The organism is Psychrobacter sp. PG1, assembly GCF_014897815.1.
Lineage (GTDB): Bacteria > Pseudomonadota > Gammaproteobacteria > Pseudomonadales > Moraxellaceae > Psychrobacter.
Genome location: NZ_JABUZG010000053.1, coordinates 1 through 15,811, shown reverse-complemented (window position 1 = coordinate 15,811; position 15,811 = coordinate 1). Strand labels below are relative to the sequence as shown.

Annotated in this window: 10 protein-coding genes; 6 read left to right on the top strand and 4 right to left on the bottom strand. The window is 39.6% G+C overall.

Annotated features, from left to right (window positions below; genetic code table 11):
* Window positions 1–59: 59 nt before the first annotated feature.
* From INT03_RS06290 to INT03_RS06265, 6 genes are all read left to right on the top strand, one after another.
* Window positions 60–3,275 (top strand): condensation domain-containing protein, encoded by a 3,216-nt coding sequence (locus tag INT03_RS06290; protein ID WP_193008251.1) that lies wholly within the window; start codon window positions 60–62, stop codon window positions 3,273–3,275.
* 12 nt (window positions 3,276–3,287) lie between these two features.
* Window positions 3,288–4,907 carry a (2,3-dihydroxybenzoyl)adenylate synthase gene (locus INT03_RS06285; RefSeq protein ID WP_193008249.1) on the top strand — a complete coding sequence of 540 codons (1,620 nt, stop codon included), beginning with the start codon at window positions 3,288–3,290 and terminating at the stop codon, window positions 4,905–4,907.
* A gap of 95 nt (window positions 4,908–5,002) precedes the next feature.
* On the top strand, window positions 5,003–6,313 hold the full coding sequence (locus INT03_RS06280; protein ID WP_226950300.1) for a lysine N(6)-hydroxylase/L-ornithine N(5)-oxygenase family protein: 1,311 nt from the start codon (window positions 5,003–5,005) through the stop codon (window positions 6,311–6,313).
* Between the two features lie 26 nt (window positions 6,314–6,339).
* A complete protein-coding gene (locus INT03_RS06275; RefSeq protein ID WP_060490651.1) occupies window positions 6,340–6,933 on the top strand; it encodes a GNAT family N-acetyltransferase in 594 nt (197 codons plus the stop codon).
* A 42-nt stretch (window positions 6,934–6,975) separates the two neighbouring features.
* Window positions 6,976–7,707, top strand: a complete 732-nt coding sequence (locus INT03_RS06270; protein WP_060490650.1) for a thioesterase II family protein — start codon at window positions 6,976–6,978, stop codon at window positions 7,705–7,707.
* 111 nt (window positions 7,708–7,818) lie between these two features.
* Window positions 7,819–9,216: an MATE family efflux transporter gene (locus INT03_RS06265; RefSeq protein WP_060490649.1), complete on the top strand. Its 1,398-nt coding sequence runs from the start codon at window positions 7,819–7,821 to the stop codon at window positions 9,214–9,216.
* A 23-nt stretch (window positions 9,217–9,239) separates the two neighbouring features.
* Here the strand turns inward: INT03_RS06265 and INT03_RS06260 are convergent, their stop codons facing one another.
* The 4 genes from INT03_RS06260 to INT03_RS06245 form a co-directional block, all read right to left on the bottom strand.
* A complete protein-coding gene (locus INT03_RS06260; protein ID WP_193008247.1) occupies window positions 9,240–10,400 on the bottom strand; it encodes a siderophore-interacting protein in 1,161 nt (386 codons plus the stop codon).
* Between the two features lie 391 nt (window positions 10,401–10,791).
* Window positions 10,792–12,060 carry an MFS transporter gene (locus INT03_RS06255; RefSeq protein ID WP_193008246.1) on the bottom strand — a complete coding sequence of 423 codons (1,269 nt, stop codon included), beginning with the start codon at window positions 12,058–12,060 and terminating at the stop codon, window positions 10,792–10,794.
* A 29-nt stretch (window positions 12,061–12,089) separates the two neighbouring features.
* Complete coding sequence (locus tag INT03_RS06250; RefSeq protein WP_193008244.1) at window positions 12,090–14,423, bottom strand: TonB-dependent receptor; 2,334 nt, start codon at window positions 14,421–14,423, stop codon at window positions 12,090–12,092.
* Between the two features lie 237 nt (window positions 14,424–14,660).
* Window positions 14,661–15,728 (bottom strand): helix-turn-helix transcriptional regulator, encoded by a 1,068-nt coding sequence (locus INT03_RS06245; RefSeq protein ID WP_193008242.1) that lies wholly within the window; start codon window positions 15,726–15,728, stop codon window positions 14,661–14,663.
* Between the last annotated feature and the right edge of the window lie 83 nt (window positions 15,729–15,811).

Genomic DNA, 15,811 nt, shown 5'->3' with positions numbered 1-15,811 from the left:
GCTTAACACCGTATCGGTTTAAAAACGGTTCGACTATATAAGCATAAAAAGGTTCAGTTATGAATGACACTGTCTTAAACAAAGATACGCATATTGCTTTTCAGAAAAAGTTAGAGGCGCTTGGTATTTCAAACTCTAATATCGTTACTAATACCATAGACACTAATACCGTTGTTGATACGACTATAGACCAAGACCATACAGTCTCCTCACAGTTAACTTTAGCAGAGCAACGTGCCTGGATGCTGCATCAACAAGACCCTTTATCTGCTGCTGGACCTTTTAGTATGGCTTTAGAGCTAAAGGGAGATTTAAACAAAAAACAACTTGTACAGGCGATTAAACAACTTTATAGGGCAGATTCAAGTCTCAACCTCGCGTATCAGTTAGATAGTGACGGCGATTTAAAAAAAGAGCATTTAACCTGTTATCCTGTAGACGTTCCTATTTTATCTATAGAGAGTATACCAGCGGCTATCAATTATATATTGGAACTCCAATCTATTTCCATAAACCTGTCTAAAGAGCCTTCTATTCGATTTATACTTTTTTCGGTTGATGCCAATACAACGGTTCTAGGTATTATTGGTCATCATATATTACTAGATGATACGGCTTGGCAACCCATTTTTAATGCCTTAAATCACTATTATGCTAAAGAAAACTTGCCGTCACAGCCATCTGTATTTACTGCACCGCAAGAAAGCTTACAAAAATCAACGTCGTATTGGCGCACGCAGTTTCCAAATGGATTAATAAAGACCACCTTGCCAAACAGCTATTTAAAACGACATAAAGAAACGTTATCGATTAGTCATGATGGTTGGCACAATTATTTAGACATATCACCTGCCGCCAATAGATTTCGTACTGTTATTGCTATAGACAGTATAAAAAAATTTAGTCACAACACAAAAGTTAGTATTACCCATACTATAGTGGCACTTTTTAGCAATTATATAGCCACCTTGTTCACTAAAGAGTTTATAGATGTTTTAATGCCAGTCGTCGATACCAACGCTATCACTGCGCTCAATCAAATAAAAACCAGCTCTAATGTGATACCTATTCGCATAACAAAGGTAGATACTAATTTCAATAATTTTGTCGAAGACACACGTAATCAGGTTTTAATGGCGATTGAAAATAATAGGGCCATTGAAGAAATTATCACGATCACCCAATCGCAGCGTCAGGCTTTACCCAATATACTGATTACCCAGTTCGATGATGCAGCGCAACATTTGAACCTAGCAAATATAGGGATGAAAAGCTTAGCGGTACCACCGCTCAACACAGACCAAGATATTACGTTGGCTTTTAGAATAGAAGCCAATGAAAACCTTCATCTAGAAATGACCTTAAAGGACATCGTAGAGCCCTCACTAGGGACGTTTTTATTAACTCAGTTTGTTGATTACTTACAGGCCATTGTCATAGGCAAGTCCCCTGTTGTAGTCAGTTTATTCCCTACTACAGACACCTTATTCTCAAGTTTTGTAGCACAAACTGCCAATAATGTGGCAGTGAGCACGAATCGAGAGGAGTTGGCGACACCATCAGTACAGTCCCCCAATTTAGCGCTAGAGCGACAACAGACAACGGATATTATTCTTAACACGTTTAAAGACGTACTAGAGGATAAAGACCTCACAGCAGACGATAATTTCTTTGAGTTAGGCGGGCATTCGTTATTAGCCAGCAAAGTTATTGGCAAACTCAAAACAAAACATAATTTAGACATCCAAATAGTCGATTTTTTTAATCATCCTTCTGCAAAAGAGCTGGCAAAAAAATCAGTGTCTCCGGGGTCATTGGGCTCTACAGGAGACGTACAGACTCCTACGGACAAACACGAAGACGATGAACACAGAGAGGAGAAACAAAAAGAGAATAAACAAGTGGGCAAAAATAATCTTAATCGAGCTCCGCTCAGTCTTCTTCAAAGCTCTTACATTGAGCTCGCTGATTTTGGTTTAAATCCAATGTTCAATATCCCCTATGCCTTACGCTTTTCTGACTCAGTCGATGAAACCCTATTGCAACAGGCATTTTTAGATGTCATTGAAAGACATCCTACGCTGCGTACGTTATTTCTTCCAGAAGACGATAGCATCCTACAAAACGTCATCCCGATGGCAGATTTGGCAGACTACGCCTGGTTTTTAGACTCAAGCCATCAAAATGGCGAACATTATCAGCAAATATTGGACCGTGAAGCAACGACAGGGTTTAATCTAAGTAAAGAGATACCTATTAGAGTACGGCTATTAAAAGATGATAAATATCAACAAATTTTATCGTTATTGATATATCACTTGTCATTTGACGAGTGGTCTACGGCAATCTTTATGCAAGAGCTGATAACTGCTTATCAAACACGGGCGAACGGTCAGCTCCCCATTTGGCAGTCGACACCTAAATCCTATATAGAATATGTGTTCAATCAGGACCGCGAAGAAATATTAGGTAAGCATCTTGATTATTGGAAAACCTATTTAGGTAAGGTTGAGAAAGGACGCCCCTTATTTAGTCAAGAGAATGAGTTACCCGATGACATAGATTACACCGGCGCTATTGTTGAAATAGAGTTTGACAAAACAGTGCATGCAGCCTTGAGCAGATGGGCCAACATCCATAAAGCCTCATTATTCCATGTTCTGTATGCCTGTATCACCCTAGCACTATATTATCTCGGAGCCGGTAAAAAAATCTTGGTGGGCACCTCAATGTTTAGCCGTGAAGCGGTGGCGTTTCAAGACACGATTGGCTTTTTTACCAACGTTGTTTTGCATCAGGTCGCTATCAACGAACATCTAACCTTTGCTGAACTTATCGCCCAAGTAAAAACGTCTATTTTATCCGGCCTTCCTTATAGCGATGTTCCATTTAGCATCGTAGAAGACGCCGTAGCCGTAGAAGAAGTAACCGACAATCTATGTGAATTTTATATCCAATTTCATACCACCAATATGCTAAATGGTGACATAAAGACGGCCGATAAAACAATAAATATCGAGCTTTTGGAGCCCATACGAGATTTATCAAAGTTTGGTTTACATTTTGAGATGTTCGAACAGCAAGCAGATCCACTTGCGGCCTTAAGAGTGCTGATATGTTATCGCACTCAAAATTATAATGACCAACAAATCGCCCTTATTAAACAGACCGTACACGCTTTAATAACAGCGACTGCCCATACTGAACATACAGCTACTGTCAGAACCCTTAGAAAACAGTTATTTCATAAGATAGCAAAAGGTGAAAACCTCTAATAGGAGAGAATAATGCTTGCAACCGAAGACTTAACGGCAGACTTAGAAAGTGACTATGTCTCTTTTGATAAACAAAGAATTTCGACCTACCAGAAAGAAGGACTGTGGCGGTCACATAACCACATCCAGTTCTTAGATAATATCCAACAAAAATATGGCAACAACACAGCGGTTATTGATGGCAACAAGCAGCTTACCTACACTGAGCTTTATACCAAGGCTAGACAGTTTGGTAGCTACCTGAAGTCTCAAAATCTCAAAAAAGATGACTTCATTATTCTACAAGCGCCCAATACGATTGAGTTCTTTATTGTCTTGTTTGCCATCTATACCATCGGCGCAAGGCCCATATTTTGTTTAGATGGCTATGGCGCCTATGAAATTGAAAATATTGCTAAGCAGAGCAAAGCCGTGGGTTATATCAAAATAAAATCTGTAAATGCTCATCAAGATGATGCGATGGACATAATAAATAAATTTGCTTATCCCAATTTCACGCTTTGGTACAGAGAAACCATTACTGTTCAAGAGACAATAGAGCAGTCACTGCCTATGATAACGGAAGACCATCAGCCGTTAGATATCAGTGAGGTGAGTGCAACCAAAGTGGCTTTTTTACAGTTATCAGGTGGTACCACCGGTATTCCAAAACTCATTCCTAGAACCCATGCCGATTATCTGTATTCGGTTAAAATGAGCGCCGATATTGCGGGTGTCAATGAACAAACAAAGCAGTTGGTAGTGCTGCCTGTGATGCACAACTATGCGATGAGCTCTCCGGGGTTTTTAGGCGTATTTTATAAAGGGGCGACTGTCATTCTTACCGCTGAAACCAGCCCCAGACAGTGCTTTAAACTCATGCAAAACCAACACGTTACCCAAGTCTCGTTAGTGCCTTCTTTGATGTCATTATGGATTAACTCACCTGCCCTCCCTAAGTATGACCTATCCAGCTTAAAGGTGATACAAGTGGGAGGCGCAAAATTGCTTCCCGAAATGGCTAAAAAGGTGATGCAAACGTTAGACATTACGCTGCAACAAGTCTATGGGATGGCAGAAGGGCTCGTTTGCTTCACAAGGTTAGACGACGATGAACAAACCATCATCCATACGCAAGGTCGTCCCCTATCCCCCCGTGACGTCATTAGCATTATTGCGCCAAACGGGAGCGTATTAAGTCATGGCGAGGTGGGTCAAATTATGACTAAAGGGCCTTATACCATCAACGGATATTACAATTCACCGCTGATAAATAAAGACAGTTTTACCCCCGATGGTTTTTATAAAACAGGCGACCTGGGCTATCTTGATAATCAGCAAAATATTGTCATAACGGGGCGTGGTAAAGAGCAAATTAATAGGGCTGGCGAGAAGATAGCACCAAGTGAATTAGAGAATTTAATCCTAACACATGACGCCGTGAAAGACTCCTCTGTCGTGGGCATTGCAGATGTGAGATTAGGAGAAAAAATAAAGGTTTTTGTTGTTTTAAAAGATGAAAGCCGTACCCTAACGCTGCAGACCTTACGCACCCATCTTATGCAAAAGAACATTGCCCATTATAAGTTACCTGACGAATTAGAACTGGTTACCGACTTTCAATATACCTTGGTCGGTAAAGTGCGTAAGTAATTGGCTTGATTTGCACTGCCTGATTGGCAAATTAAGCCGTCTCTAATCAATAAAAATAATTCACTGTAAGTAACCGTTAAAAAATGGACACAATAATGACCTCTCACAATCACATGAATAATACGATTTATGATTTAGTTGGCATTGGCCTAGGACCTTTTAATTTAGGTATGGCTGCATTGACTAATGATTTAACAGACATAACTGCCTGTTTTTTTGAAAAAAAGCCTAATTTTGATTGGCATACAGGTATTATGCCCGAATGGAGCACCTTACAAATTCCTTTTATAGCCGATTTGGTAAGTTTTGCTGACCCCACCAGCCGATTCTCTTATCTTAACTATTTAAAAAAAACGGGCGGTTTATATCAGTTTTATATTAGAGAAGATTTTTGTCCCTTAAGGTCCGAATATAACCAGTACTGTTCATGGGTATCTAATCAATTAGAGAATCTAAACTATAGCTGTCATGTCACCGATATAACATATGACGAGCAACAAAAGCTATATACCGTTTTCGGACAAAACGGCTCAGACTCCAATTTTGCCGTGCAAACGAAAAACATCGCCCTCGGTACAGGCCGCGCTCCTATTGTTCCTGACTTTTGTAAAATAGATCAAGAAGACATTAATTTGGGCGCTCATTATTCAATAAACAAACCTAAATATCAGCAGAAGAAATCTATCACTATCGTGGGTAGTGGTCAAAGTAGTGCAGAGATTTTCTATGATTTATTGCAAGATATAGATGTCTATGGCTACGAGCTTAACTGGGTAACCATGGCCAATCGTATTTTTGCGATGGATTTGGGTAAGCTGTCTTTAGAGATGACCTCGCCTGATTATACAGATTACTTTTTTTCATTGTCTGAAAGTACCAGAAATCAGGTGATTAGTAGACAAGATCACTTATATAAAGGCATTAACCTAAAACTTATTAATGATATCTATGACTTGCTCTATATCAAAGCGAAAAAAAGTCCGATTAATGTCAACATGCTCATTAACGTACGCTTGAACGATGTAGAGAAAAAAAATGACCAGACACTCTCCTTGCAACTGAATCATCTAGATTTAAATAAAGAATTTAAGATGGATACCCAAGCACTGATTTTAGCACTAGGCTACGAATATAAAACACCAGAATTTATCCATTCTATCTCTGAAAAAATCAATAGAGATGATACGGAGGGGCGTTATCAAATCGCTCGGAACTATAGCATAGATGATGACGAAACTATCTTTGTGCAAAATGTTGGCTTGTATTCTCATGGTATCTCTGTGCCGGATCTCGGCATGGGATGTTATAGAAACTCGATCATCATCAACCAAATATTGGGTGAAGAATATTATCAAGTAGAGAAAAAAATAGCGTTCCAAGACTTTCTACCCAAAGCATTACAATAGCCTTACTATAATAAAGAGAGCTTGATATGCCAACCCTATCGCAAATATTGCCAAATAATTATGAAAAAAAAATAGCGGACACAGTATATGGACTAAGGAAAATTCAATACCCCGACGATATGCCACTGATATATGACTGGATGCATAAAGAACACGTTATCCCGCAATGGCAATTAAATGAGCCGATGCCTAAACTACTGGCCTACTATGAAAAGATGATTGTAGACGACCATCAAAGGCTTTATTTCATAACGATAAATGGTAGGGCTGTGGGGTACATTGAAGTGTATGAAGCGGCCCGAGATCGTGTCCGTTTATATTATGATATTGAGGCGGCAGATATGGGCTTTCATATCCTACTAGGAGAAACGGACGTCGTCGGTAAAGGCTATGCTAAACCCATTATACGGTGCCTAACAGATTTTATATTCCAAAACAGTCGCGCTCGTAAAGTTATCGTAGAGCCTGATAGCAAGAATAAACCCATGTCGAAGATCTTGAACGCTTTGTCTTATGAGCCTCAAGGTGAGCTTGATATGCCCGAAAAAGTGGCAATGTTATATTTTTGTTACCGGGACACTTTCTATAACGCTCAAAATACGTCACCGGTAAGCGCTTAAGGCGTCATCAATGATAAAAAACGTAGGGTACAAAAGGAAAGCATGACGACATATGATATGTATTGTTTACCGCCAGCAGGGAGTAGCTCTATGTTGTATAGCGCTTGGCAAAAACTACTCCCAAGCTATCTTAATGTGATACCAGTAGAATATCCAGGCCATGGTATTAAAATGAGCACGCCATTATGCGATTGTCCAGACGTTCTTGCCCAAGAAATCGCTGAAAATATCAATCGAGACGTTAGCAAAAGACAGCACTCTTTTGCACTTTTTGGGCATAGTTTGGGAGCAGCGTTACTCTGGAAAGTCATTAATTATTTAGATGCGTCTACTCGCCCCTTTCTTAGTCTCATTATCGTCAGTGGTAGACCAAGCTATCAGCATACTCGGCATATGCCACTCAAGCATTTATTAACGGATGAGGAGTTAATTGAGGCATTAACGCATTATAACGGCACACCAAAAGCAATTCTTGACAACAAAAACACCTTATCTTTCTTTTTACGTATTTTGCGTAATGATTTTTTAGTGAACGATAGATTATTAGCAGACAATCCAAAGAAGACCACCGTGCCGCTACTGGCATTATATGGCGATGACGACACGGATATAGCTGACAAGACCAAAATGGATGCTTGGTCAGCTTATAGTGAAAACTGGCTAGGAAGTTACGTTTTTGCAGGCGGTCATTTTTATTTTAACAATCGTGAGGTGTGCAAAGAGATGCTACAAATAGTCACTTATGCCATTGAGTATACAACAACTACCATCTGATATATCGAACCGTATATAAGAACGCAGCATAAGTACCCAATATAAAAGCTGGTATCCGCCCAACATTTAGTAATAAACCCCTATCGCCTTATTTTTTGAAGCCTATTTAAAATGACAAACTCTACCATCATTAAACCTATTTTAAAGCTTGCTATTCCATTGATACTCATACAGCTTTGCCAAGCCTCGCTCGGTATCGTTGATGCGATGGTTGCTGGACAATATAATTATAAAGATCTAGCCGCCGTGGGTTTAGGCAGTGCCATATGGACACCTGTCTTTCTTTTTTTTACGGGTGTGTTATATGTCTTTGTTCCTAAATTTGCCGCCCTTAACAATACTGTTGATACCAATAACGCCGATGCCAATAACATTTATCACGGCAATACACATATAGCGGCTCAAAAGCTCTTTTTACATGCCAAAAACGTTGCTTTTTGGCTGTCTATTATTGGATTCGTAATCATTGAACTATTAGCCTTTTCAGTCACTTGGTTTATTCAAGATGACGAGGTCAGTTTAATCACGAGAAATTATTTAATGTTTGTTGGCCTTGGAATGCCAGGTATTATTCATATGCTTATGTATAGAATAACGGGTGAAGGGAATAGTACCCTAAAACCTATTGTTTTAGTGAGCTTTCTACTGGTTATTATGAACGCTTGTCTGAATGTTATTTTTATCCATGGTTTTTTAGGGTTTCCTGAAATGGGTGGGATGGGATGCGGACTGGCGACGGCAGTAAGTGGGTATATCGCTTGTATGTTCTTAAAAAAACAGATTACTCAACAGTTACCTTGGGTTGCCAGTGCTGGTCATTCGGTCTCTGGTAATAATGTTTCTGTAGACAAACAAGACAGTAAACGCTTACTCATAGAAGGATTGCCCATTGGTTTTTCTTTTTTACTCGAAGTCATGGCGTTAACCGTGTTGGCTTTTTTAATCTCCACCTACAGTATTCGGCACATTGCTGCGCATCAAATTGTTTTAAACATCACCTTGATTGCGTTTATGATTCCTGTGGCTATTGCGAATGCAACAACGATTCGCATCGCCTACTTTAATGGTATAGCGGATGCGTCAAACGCTGCAAAAGTGGCAATATTCACCCTGTTGGTTACGGTGGTGTATGCAACGATTATGGCCGCCTTATTAGTCGTTTACGATGATAAGATAGTGGGCTATTTTACCAATGACGATGGCGTAAAAGAGATAGCCACCATTCTGATGACATATGGCGCTGCTTTTCAATTTTTTAGTGCCATGCAAATGCTCATCAGTGGTGTTTTACGAGGTTTTGAAGATTTCGTAAAACCCTTATTGGTGATACTTATCAATTATTGGCTATTTATTGTTCCCGTCGTTATCCTCTCTATTAAATTTAATTGGATAATGAGACTGCGCGTTGAAGACATATGGTTATTAATGGTAGTGGGATTGGCGGTGTCGTCATTTGTTCTTGCCATAGTATGCCGAAGAAAGTTTAAACATATACAGCTAGGCAGCTAGGCTGGACTAGCCGCCTAGCCATATCAATCAGTAGTGGCTTTCCAATATCCTTTAATATGGTTCTGCTTGCCAGTTAACTGGCGCTCATTACGTAAATAATGACGCACGACTTTACACGCCTTGCTTTCAAACGCGCCCCATACCCCGTCTATAGACTCAATATCTTTTAATATCTCAAGGGTTTTTAACCCTTGTTGATTATATGGGCTGACAATACGATGAATAGTCGCTCCTACCGGAAATTCATTATCGTCAAAGTAATCTTGTTCTAACGGTTGTTGACTTAAGATAACAATATGAGGCGGTATATCGTTTTGCCAAAAGTCCAGAATACCCGCCAAAGCAGGATAAGCCGTTTCATCAGCAATTAACACCGTTTGCCCCTCCTGTAAATGCGCGTGCTTGTCATCGGTTTCTGTACGACTAAAAACAATATCGCCCAAATTTACTGTTTCAATCCATAAGCTACCTGCACTATTTCCATGCGTGAACACATCCATATAACCTTGATTATTAAAATCAGATTTTTTACTCTTCCAAGCCGAGCGTAGTGTGTACAGACGAATATCTTTATTGATGGTTTTTACAATCTTTTGCCTTCTATCGCTAGATACTTTTTTAAGCAGCCATAAGAATGCTTGATTGCCTCGTTTTTTTACTTGTTTATTAACCTGTTCTTTTATGGAGGTGGTTAGCGAGGTGATTTGCTGCTTGTCTGCTACTGTCTGCTGAAGGGGTGTTTTATTCAGTACTTTTAGTATCATTCCATAAGCATAGCCGGCATAATTTTCTGGTAGCGGCGTCTCACTATGTAGCGTCAACCGCGTCATGTTTGGCGTTAATTTTTGTTTACCAATCACCTCAAAGTAATGCTTTTTATTACCTGTTAAATCGCGACCTTGCTCCGCCATCGCAGTATATGCCAAATAAAGCACCTGTTCTTCTAAATCACCTTCAAGTTTAAAATCGACAAACAACTCTTGGGATTTATTATTTACCTGTGCTGATATCAGCATCCCTTCTTTATAAATATCTATAATAAGGGGATTTGTAATTGCTAAATCGGGGTAATAATACGCTGCAATCGCTTGTACTTCTTCGATATGGTCTTGATTAAGATGCTCGATGATGTCTAACTTGGCATCTATATCTGCTATCGGCGTATAGGGGGGGGTTGCTGGCATAAGGTAACCTGTGCTGTGCTAGTGAATAGAATTTAGGGTTTATTAAACAATTAACAGACCCTAGCGTAATAGAAGAAAATGTGTAGAAGCGATACTATAGTTGCCCACCCTTAAAGAGTTACGATGTAAGACTCGCTTAGCCTATTACTGTAGTACTTGCAATCATCTGCCGTGTACTACTTTTAAGGTTGATTAAGACTAGGGTCTGTCTAGGGCATGTCTCCAATTGGATTATAGAGATAAAAATGAGATAGATTGTTGTCAAACGCGAATAATTTCGCAGTTAATATAGACATATTGACTACGAATTAGACAAAGTTTGGCGGTAATATAGCCATTTTTAGCCCATAAATTGTAAATGAAGACACGCCCTAGATTAAGTGACTGAGATCTAGCTATTAAACATGGTTTGTTTTGCGCGCATAAATAAGACAATGATGAGGGTGAGAGAGATACTTGCCATTAGCACTTTGCTGTAGCCAAACGTATTGGCTGCCGTCATCGCTACACCTGCACAAACAAAGCCCATAAAAGAAAAAGTACCCAGTTGCAAGGTAAAGAACGTGGCTTTGGCAGAGTTTAGGCTGGCTTTATCCATCGCAATTGTGGCAACAGTCGCCATGAGTGCAGGGTTTACTAAAAAGTAGGTGGTCACTGCACTATATACCATAAGCTTATTGGTGTAACCATAGCTTAGAGGTAAAAATAACATCAGTACCAAAGCTTGCGCTACCGTTAACACGAGCAATGTTTTAACTCGGCCCATTTTGTCAATAAGAAGACTGGCACTAAGCGCAGAAATCACCCCAATCACAGAACCGTATACTTTAGTCACAAAACCTATATCTGCAAACGTCCAGTGCGCATCCACCAGTATTGGATTCAATAGGGTAAAACCGGCACTAAATCCGACAGGGTAAATTACTAATAAAATAAACCATGCCAGATTACTTCTTATAAATTGCCACATGGCGACTAATAAGATAACTAACGAGCGCGTTAAAGACGTCTTTTGCACAAACTGCGTAGCGGCTGTGCGGGTATCAGCATTGTCTGGTAACTCTATTGTCGGCTCTACATAACGCAGCAGTTGTAACCATGAGATACTTGTTAATAACGCTAGCACAAGCAGTGACCCTTGCCATTGTAGCCAAGGATATGCCATAAGTATCAGGCCACCACCAATAATATTACCCACAAGATTACCAGAGAACTGCACACTGTTTGCTCGTTGCCGCTCATTTTTACTAAAGATTTTGTTCGCAAGGCCATCTACCGCAACATCTTGCACGCTCACGGCCAAAGCATAAACAAGCATTAATCCTATCATTAGACTAAACTGTGTCGCAATATCTAGCATACCGATGATAACCAATAAAATCATCATTAAAAACTGCGCTATAAGTAACCAACTGCGATAACGCCCTTGTAACTGTCTGTGCATAAATGAGGGTCGAATAAGGTCTATAAACGGTGCGTAAAGTATTTTCAGTAATAACGGTAAGGCAATGAAGTTTAATAAAGCAATTTTATTTAATGGCATCTTCATGTCACGCATGATGGCAACGGAAGAGGCAAAAATAAAAGCCAGCCCGATATACTGAGTGATATAAATACTGGCAAGCAAAACCCAAGGCTTGCGATTGGAAGATATTTTCATCTGTTGTTACCTTAATAGTAGTGACAGTCTTAATAGTAATAACTATATTTAAGACCATAGCTTCTATCAGTTCCTAATATACCAACATTCATCGGATATATTTTTATATGCTCGTAGCGTTCATCTGTTAAGTTTTTACCCCAAATGCTTAGTTCGTGGTTGTAGCTGGTGAGTCCTAGACTAGCGTCAACCAAACCATAACTCTCAAGCTCAATACCATTGTACGCTTGCGCATAACGGTCACCCACGTAGCGATATTTTGCATCAGCGAACCACTGCGCTTTACCAAATACTGGCAATGTAAACAGTAAATCATCGTTGTATTGCATACCAATACTGCCACTGAATTTTGGCACTTGTGGCATGTGGTTATCTTCTGCCGTTAGCGGTAACATCCCCGGACTAGCGGGTGGTGGTACTTCGCTAGCATCAGTGACCTTTGCATCGGTGTAGGCAAGTTGGGTTTTTATCTGCCAATTATTGGTTATTCGCCAATCTGCGGATAGCTCGATACCTTGACTACGGCTATCAACGTTGAACGTTTCACTTTTATATTCAGGAGGTGAGGCTGTTACGCTCATATGGTCGTCTTTCATTTTGTTACGATAAAGTGCCAACCCCAAATTTAAGCGATTGTCTGCACTGCGATATTTTGTACCAATCTCAGAGGCATCAATTGTCGTCGGCTTGTAATATGCAAGGGGGTTACCATAAGCCATGTTATTGTCATAATCGGCAAACCCACCGAACTTATGACCGCGTGATTGTAGCGCATATACCCGCCAATTAGGACTTATAGCATAGCTCAAACCAAAGCGTCCCGTCGTTGCGGTGTCCTCCAGCGTTTTACTGCCACTTTTTACATCATTACCCAATGGGTTATTATCATTGCCTTGCCAAACGGCGTCGTGTGTTTGCTCTTCATTTGCCAAACGTAGCCCTGCTATCACATCTAGACTTTCGGTCGCAGGATACGTTATTTCACCAAATATGGCTTTCGTCTGAGTATCAAATGTTTTATCGGTAATTGCGTTGTTCGCACTACCAAGAGTGCTGTTTTTCAATAACCCATCTGGCATGTCATTTAAGTTCATTCGGGCATCGTTTTTCCACACCCTATCTTTGTTTGCGAAGTAGAGTCCTGCGACCCACTGGACTTCGCTCTCTGGCTTAGAGACCAATGTTATTTCTTGCGAAACCTGTTTAATCGATTCCTCTAAGTATTGACGATTGTTATCAGGATGGGTAAGAACCTCACTGAATATGGGCTGTTGGTCTTCTGGAATTCGGTATCCGCTGAATTGTAAGGACAACATCTCTGGCGGTAGGTAGGGGCGCAGAATATCGCTATCATAATGGTGATAACCTGTTTTTGACTCTATATCAGCAAAATCAAAAGCGGTACTATTCACCACTAAATTCATGCCCTTAGCGGTGTTTGTATTTTCATGTGGTAGATTAAACGTGGCAACTTTATAAGTATCAAAATCTTTTTGTAGGACAGGAACATTATTGGTTTGCTCATCATGATAAGCGGTTAAGACGACATTATTGTCTTCGTTATTATCATGCCAACGCAACTTGGCTTGTATGCCTTGTTTGTCTTTTTTATTAAGCGGTTTGCCATCTTCTCGCTTTATCAGACTATTATCACGTTCCTCCAGCATACCTGCAATGCGAAAAGAAACATTATCCGTTATAGGTAGATTTAGCATCGCCTCGCCACGCTTAAGATTATGATTACCCACACCCACACTGACCCTGCCTTCTGTATAATCTGATGGGTCAAAGGTTTTGATAATGATACCACCAGCCTCAGCACTTGAACCCAATATTGTCCCTTGAGGACCTTTTGCGACTTCAACTTTTTCAACATCAATTAAGTTTCGTGCCAATCCCGTTTTACCATTACTGATACCATCTATTCGGACATCAACAGAATTATCATCAAGACTGGTAATACTTAACGAGCCTGTACCACGCATCCATAGTGTCGAGTAGCCCACATTACCACCATCGTGGATATCTATACTAGGTACATCTCGCAAAGCATCTGTTACCGTCACATATTGCTTGTCTTCAATTTCTTGCGCGTCAATCGTATCAACCACAAAGGGGGTCTTTAACTCGTCTTCTTCAATACCTCGAGCATTAACAGTAATCGCATCAAGGGTGACAGTAGGCATGTCATCAGATGTCATTTCATTAATACCATTATTTTGTTCAGCGACCTCTTTCCTCTCAGCAAACTGTTCCGCATTAAAGGTTTGCACATTTGAGGACAGGCTATTTTCATATGGGGCTGCCAATGCTGTGGTAGGAATATATAAACTGAGTAATGGCGCTAGATATAAGGAGGGCATATATAAAGCATTAAATTTTTTAGTCGTTTTGATATCCTTACTGAGATGACGGTCACTGAGATAATATTGAAGGGAAGATGATTTGCTAGGCAACATATATAAATCCAAAGTAACATAAATGAAAAACAATGTTAATGATAATCAATATCAATTACAAAGTTAACACAAATTTTTAGACTATACGTAATTATTTAGTAAAATCAGGAAAGCTATTGATTTATAAAAATTTATCATATATTAATCCGGCATATAGCCATAAAACTTGTAAAACACCCGACGAAAATATTGAGTACTACTAAAACCAAGCTGATTAGCAATTGGAGCAATTTTTTGTCTCTCTTGTAATAGTTTCATGGCTAACTGCATGCGTTTATGAGTTCGATAATCACCAATCGTTCGAGTCGTTAATTTCTTAAAGTCGGCCTTTAAATAACATTCATTTGTGCCTGTTTTTTGCGCAAGCTCTCGTATCGTCCAATTCTTATTGTAAAACTCATCAAGAAGCAGTTTGGCTTGATAAGCAGAATTAAGAGCCTGTACTTTAGCCCCGCCTATTTCAGTAATACATTGTTTCAATAATAAACTCGTAAAGGTTAAGCATTGTCCTTGTAGTGCCATAAATTTAATATCATCAGTGGGACTAGGCGTGTTATAAACCTCCCAGCCCTGCATTACAAAATTTGCCGCTTTGGTAGTCAGATTTAAAGGTAAAATTGACGAATCGGACATAGTCATTAATTTGGATATGATTAAGTTATTGGCATCTGTCTGCTGCTCTATTTGTGCGGCTAATTTACCAACAAAGTCTTTATCTAGCTCAATATATAAGGCTTTAATGTCTTCCTTAGCGCTAATAATTGTGCTCAATCTCCCTAAATCGCCTTTTATTAACCAAATGGCAGGCGCATTTATCGTTACTTGCTCAAACTGTTTTAGCTTGGTTCTATTTACCTGCCTTGCTTCTGTTCCTACTTCTGTTCCTACTTCTGTTTTTACTGTTGCTTTTACTCCTACTTTTTCTTCTATAGTCACTTTGTCGTCTAGCTGATATTCATAGCTCCCTTGCAAAACAATGTATAAAACATAACTGGTTTGGCAATTAGGATTAATGAATTGATGATTTCTATGAAAGTAGCAATTGACCCGTGATAGACCAATGCTACCGAAATCATAACGTTCAAAGTAGCCATCACCAATAGACTTATCAATATAAATGATTTGACTTAACTGATTAAACCGCTGTACATTTTTTACCATGCACCAGTCATTAATCATTTCTAATTGCTTATCAAACACATATTTCATTTTATCTCTTCTTATAATACTTTTAGGGGATCAATCGTCCACAGGATTGACCTATGCTGTCAAATCTGTAGACATTGACTTGG

Excerpts from the sequence above, each read along its gene's own strand:
- INT03_RS06270 (WP_060490650.1), top strand. The coding sequence starts at position 6,976 with ATGACGACATATGATATGTATTGTTTACCGCCAGCAGGGAGTAGCTCT.
- INT03_RS06265 (WP_060490649.1), top strand. The coding sequence starts at position 7,819 with ATGACAAACTCTACCATCATTAAACCTATTTTAAAGCTTGCTATTCCA.
- INT03_RS06275 (WP_060490651.1), top strand. The coding sequence starts at position 6,340 with ATGCCAACCCTATCGCAAATATTGCCAAATAATTATGAAAAAAAAATA.
- INT03_RS06255 (WP_193008246.1), bottom strand. The coding sequence starts at position 12,060 with ATGAAAATATCTTCCAATCGCAAGCCTTGGGTTTTGCTTGCCAGTATT.
- INT03_RS06260 (WP_193008247.1), bottom strand. The coding sequence starts at position 10,400 with ATGCCAGCAACCCCCCCCTATACGCCGATAGCAGATATAGATGCCAAG.
- INT03_RS06290 (WP_193008251.1), top strand. The coding sequence starts at position 60 with ATGAATGACACTGTCTTAAACAAAGATACGCATATTGCTTTTCAGAAA.
- INT03_RS06280 (WP_226950300.1), top strand. The coding sequence starts at position 5,003 with ATGACCTCTCACAATCACATGAATAATACGATTTATGATTTAGTTGGC.
- INT03_RS06245 (WP_193008242.1), bottom strand. The coding sequence starts at position 15,728 with ATGAAATATGTGTTTGATAAGCAATTAGAAATGATTAATGACTGGTGC.
- INT03_RS06250 (WP_193008244.1), bottom strand. The coding sequence starts at position 14,423 with ATGCCCTCCTTATATCTAGCGCCATTACTCAGTTTATATATTCCTACC.
- INT03_RS06285 (WP_193008249.1), top strand. The coding sequence starts at position 3,288 with ATGCTTGCAACCGAAGACTTAACGGCAGACTTAGAAAGTGACTATGTC.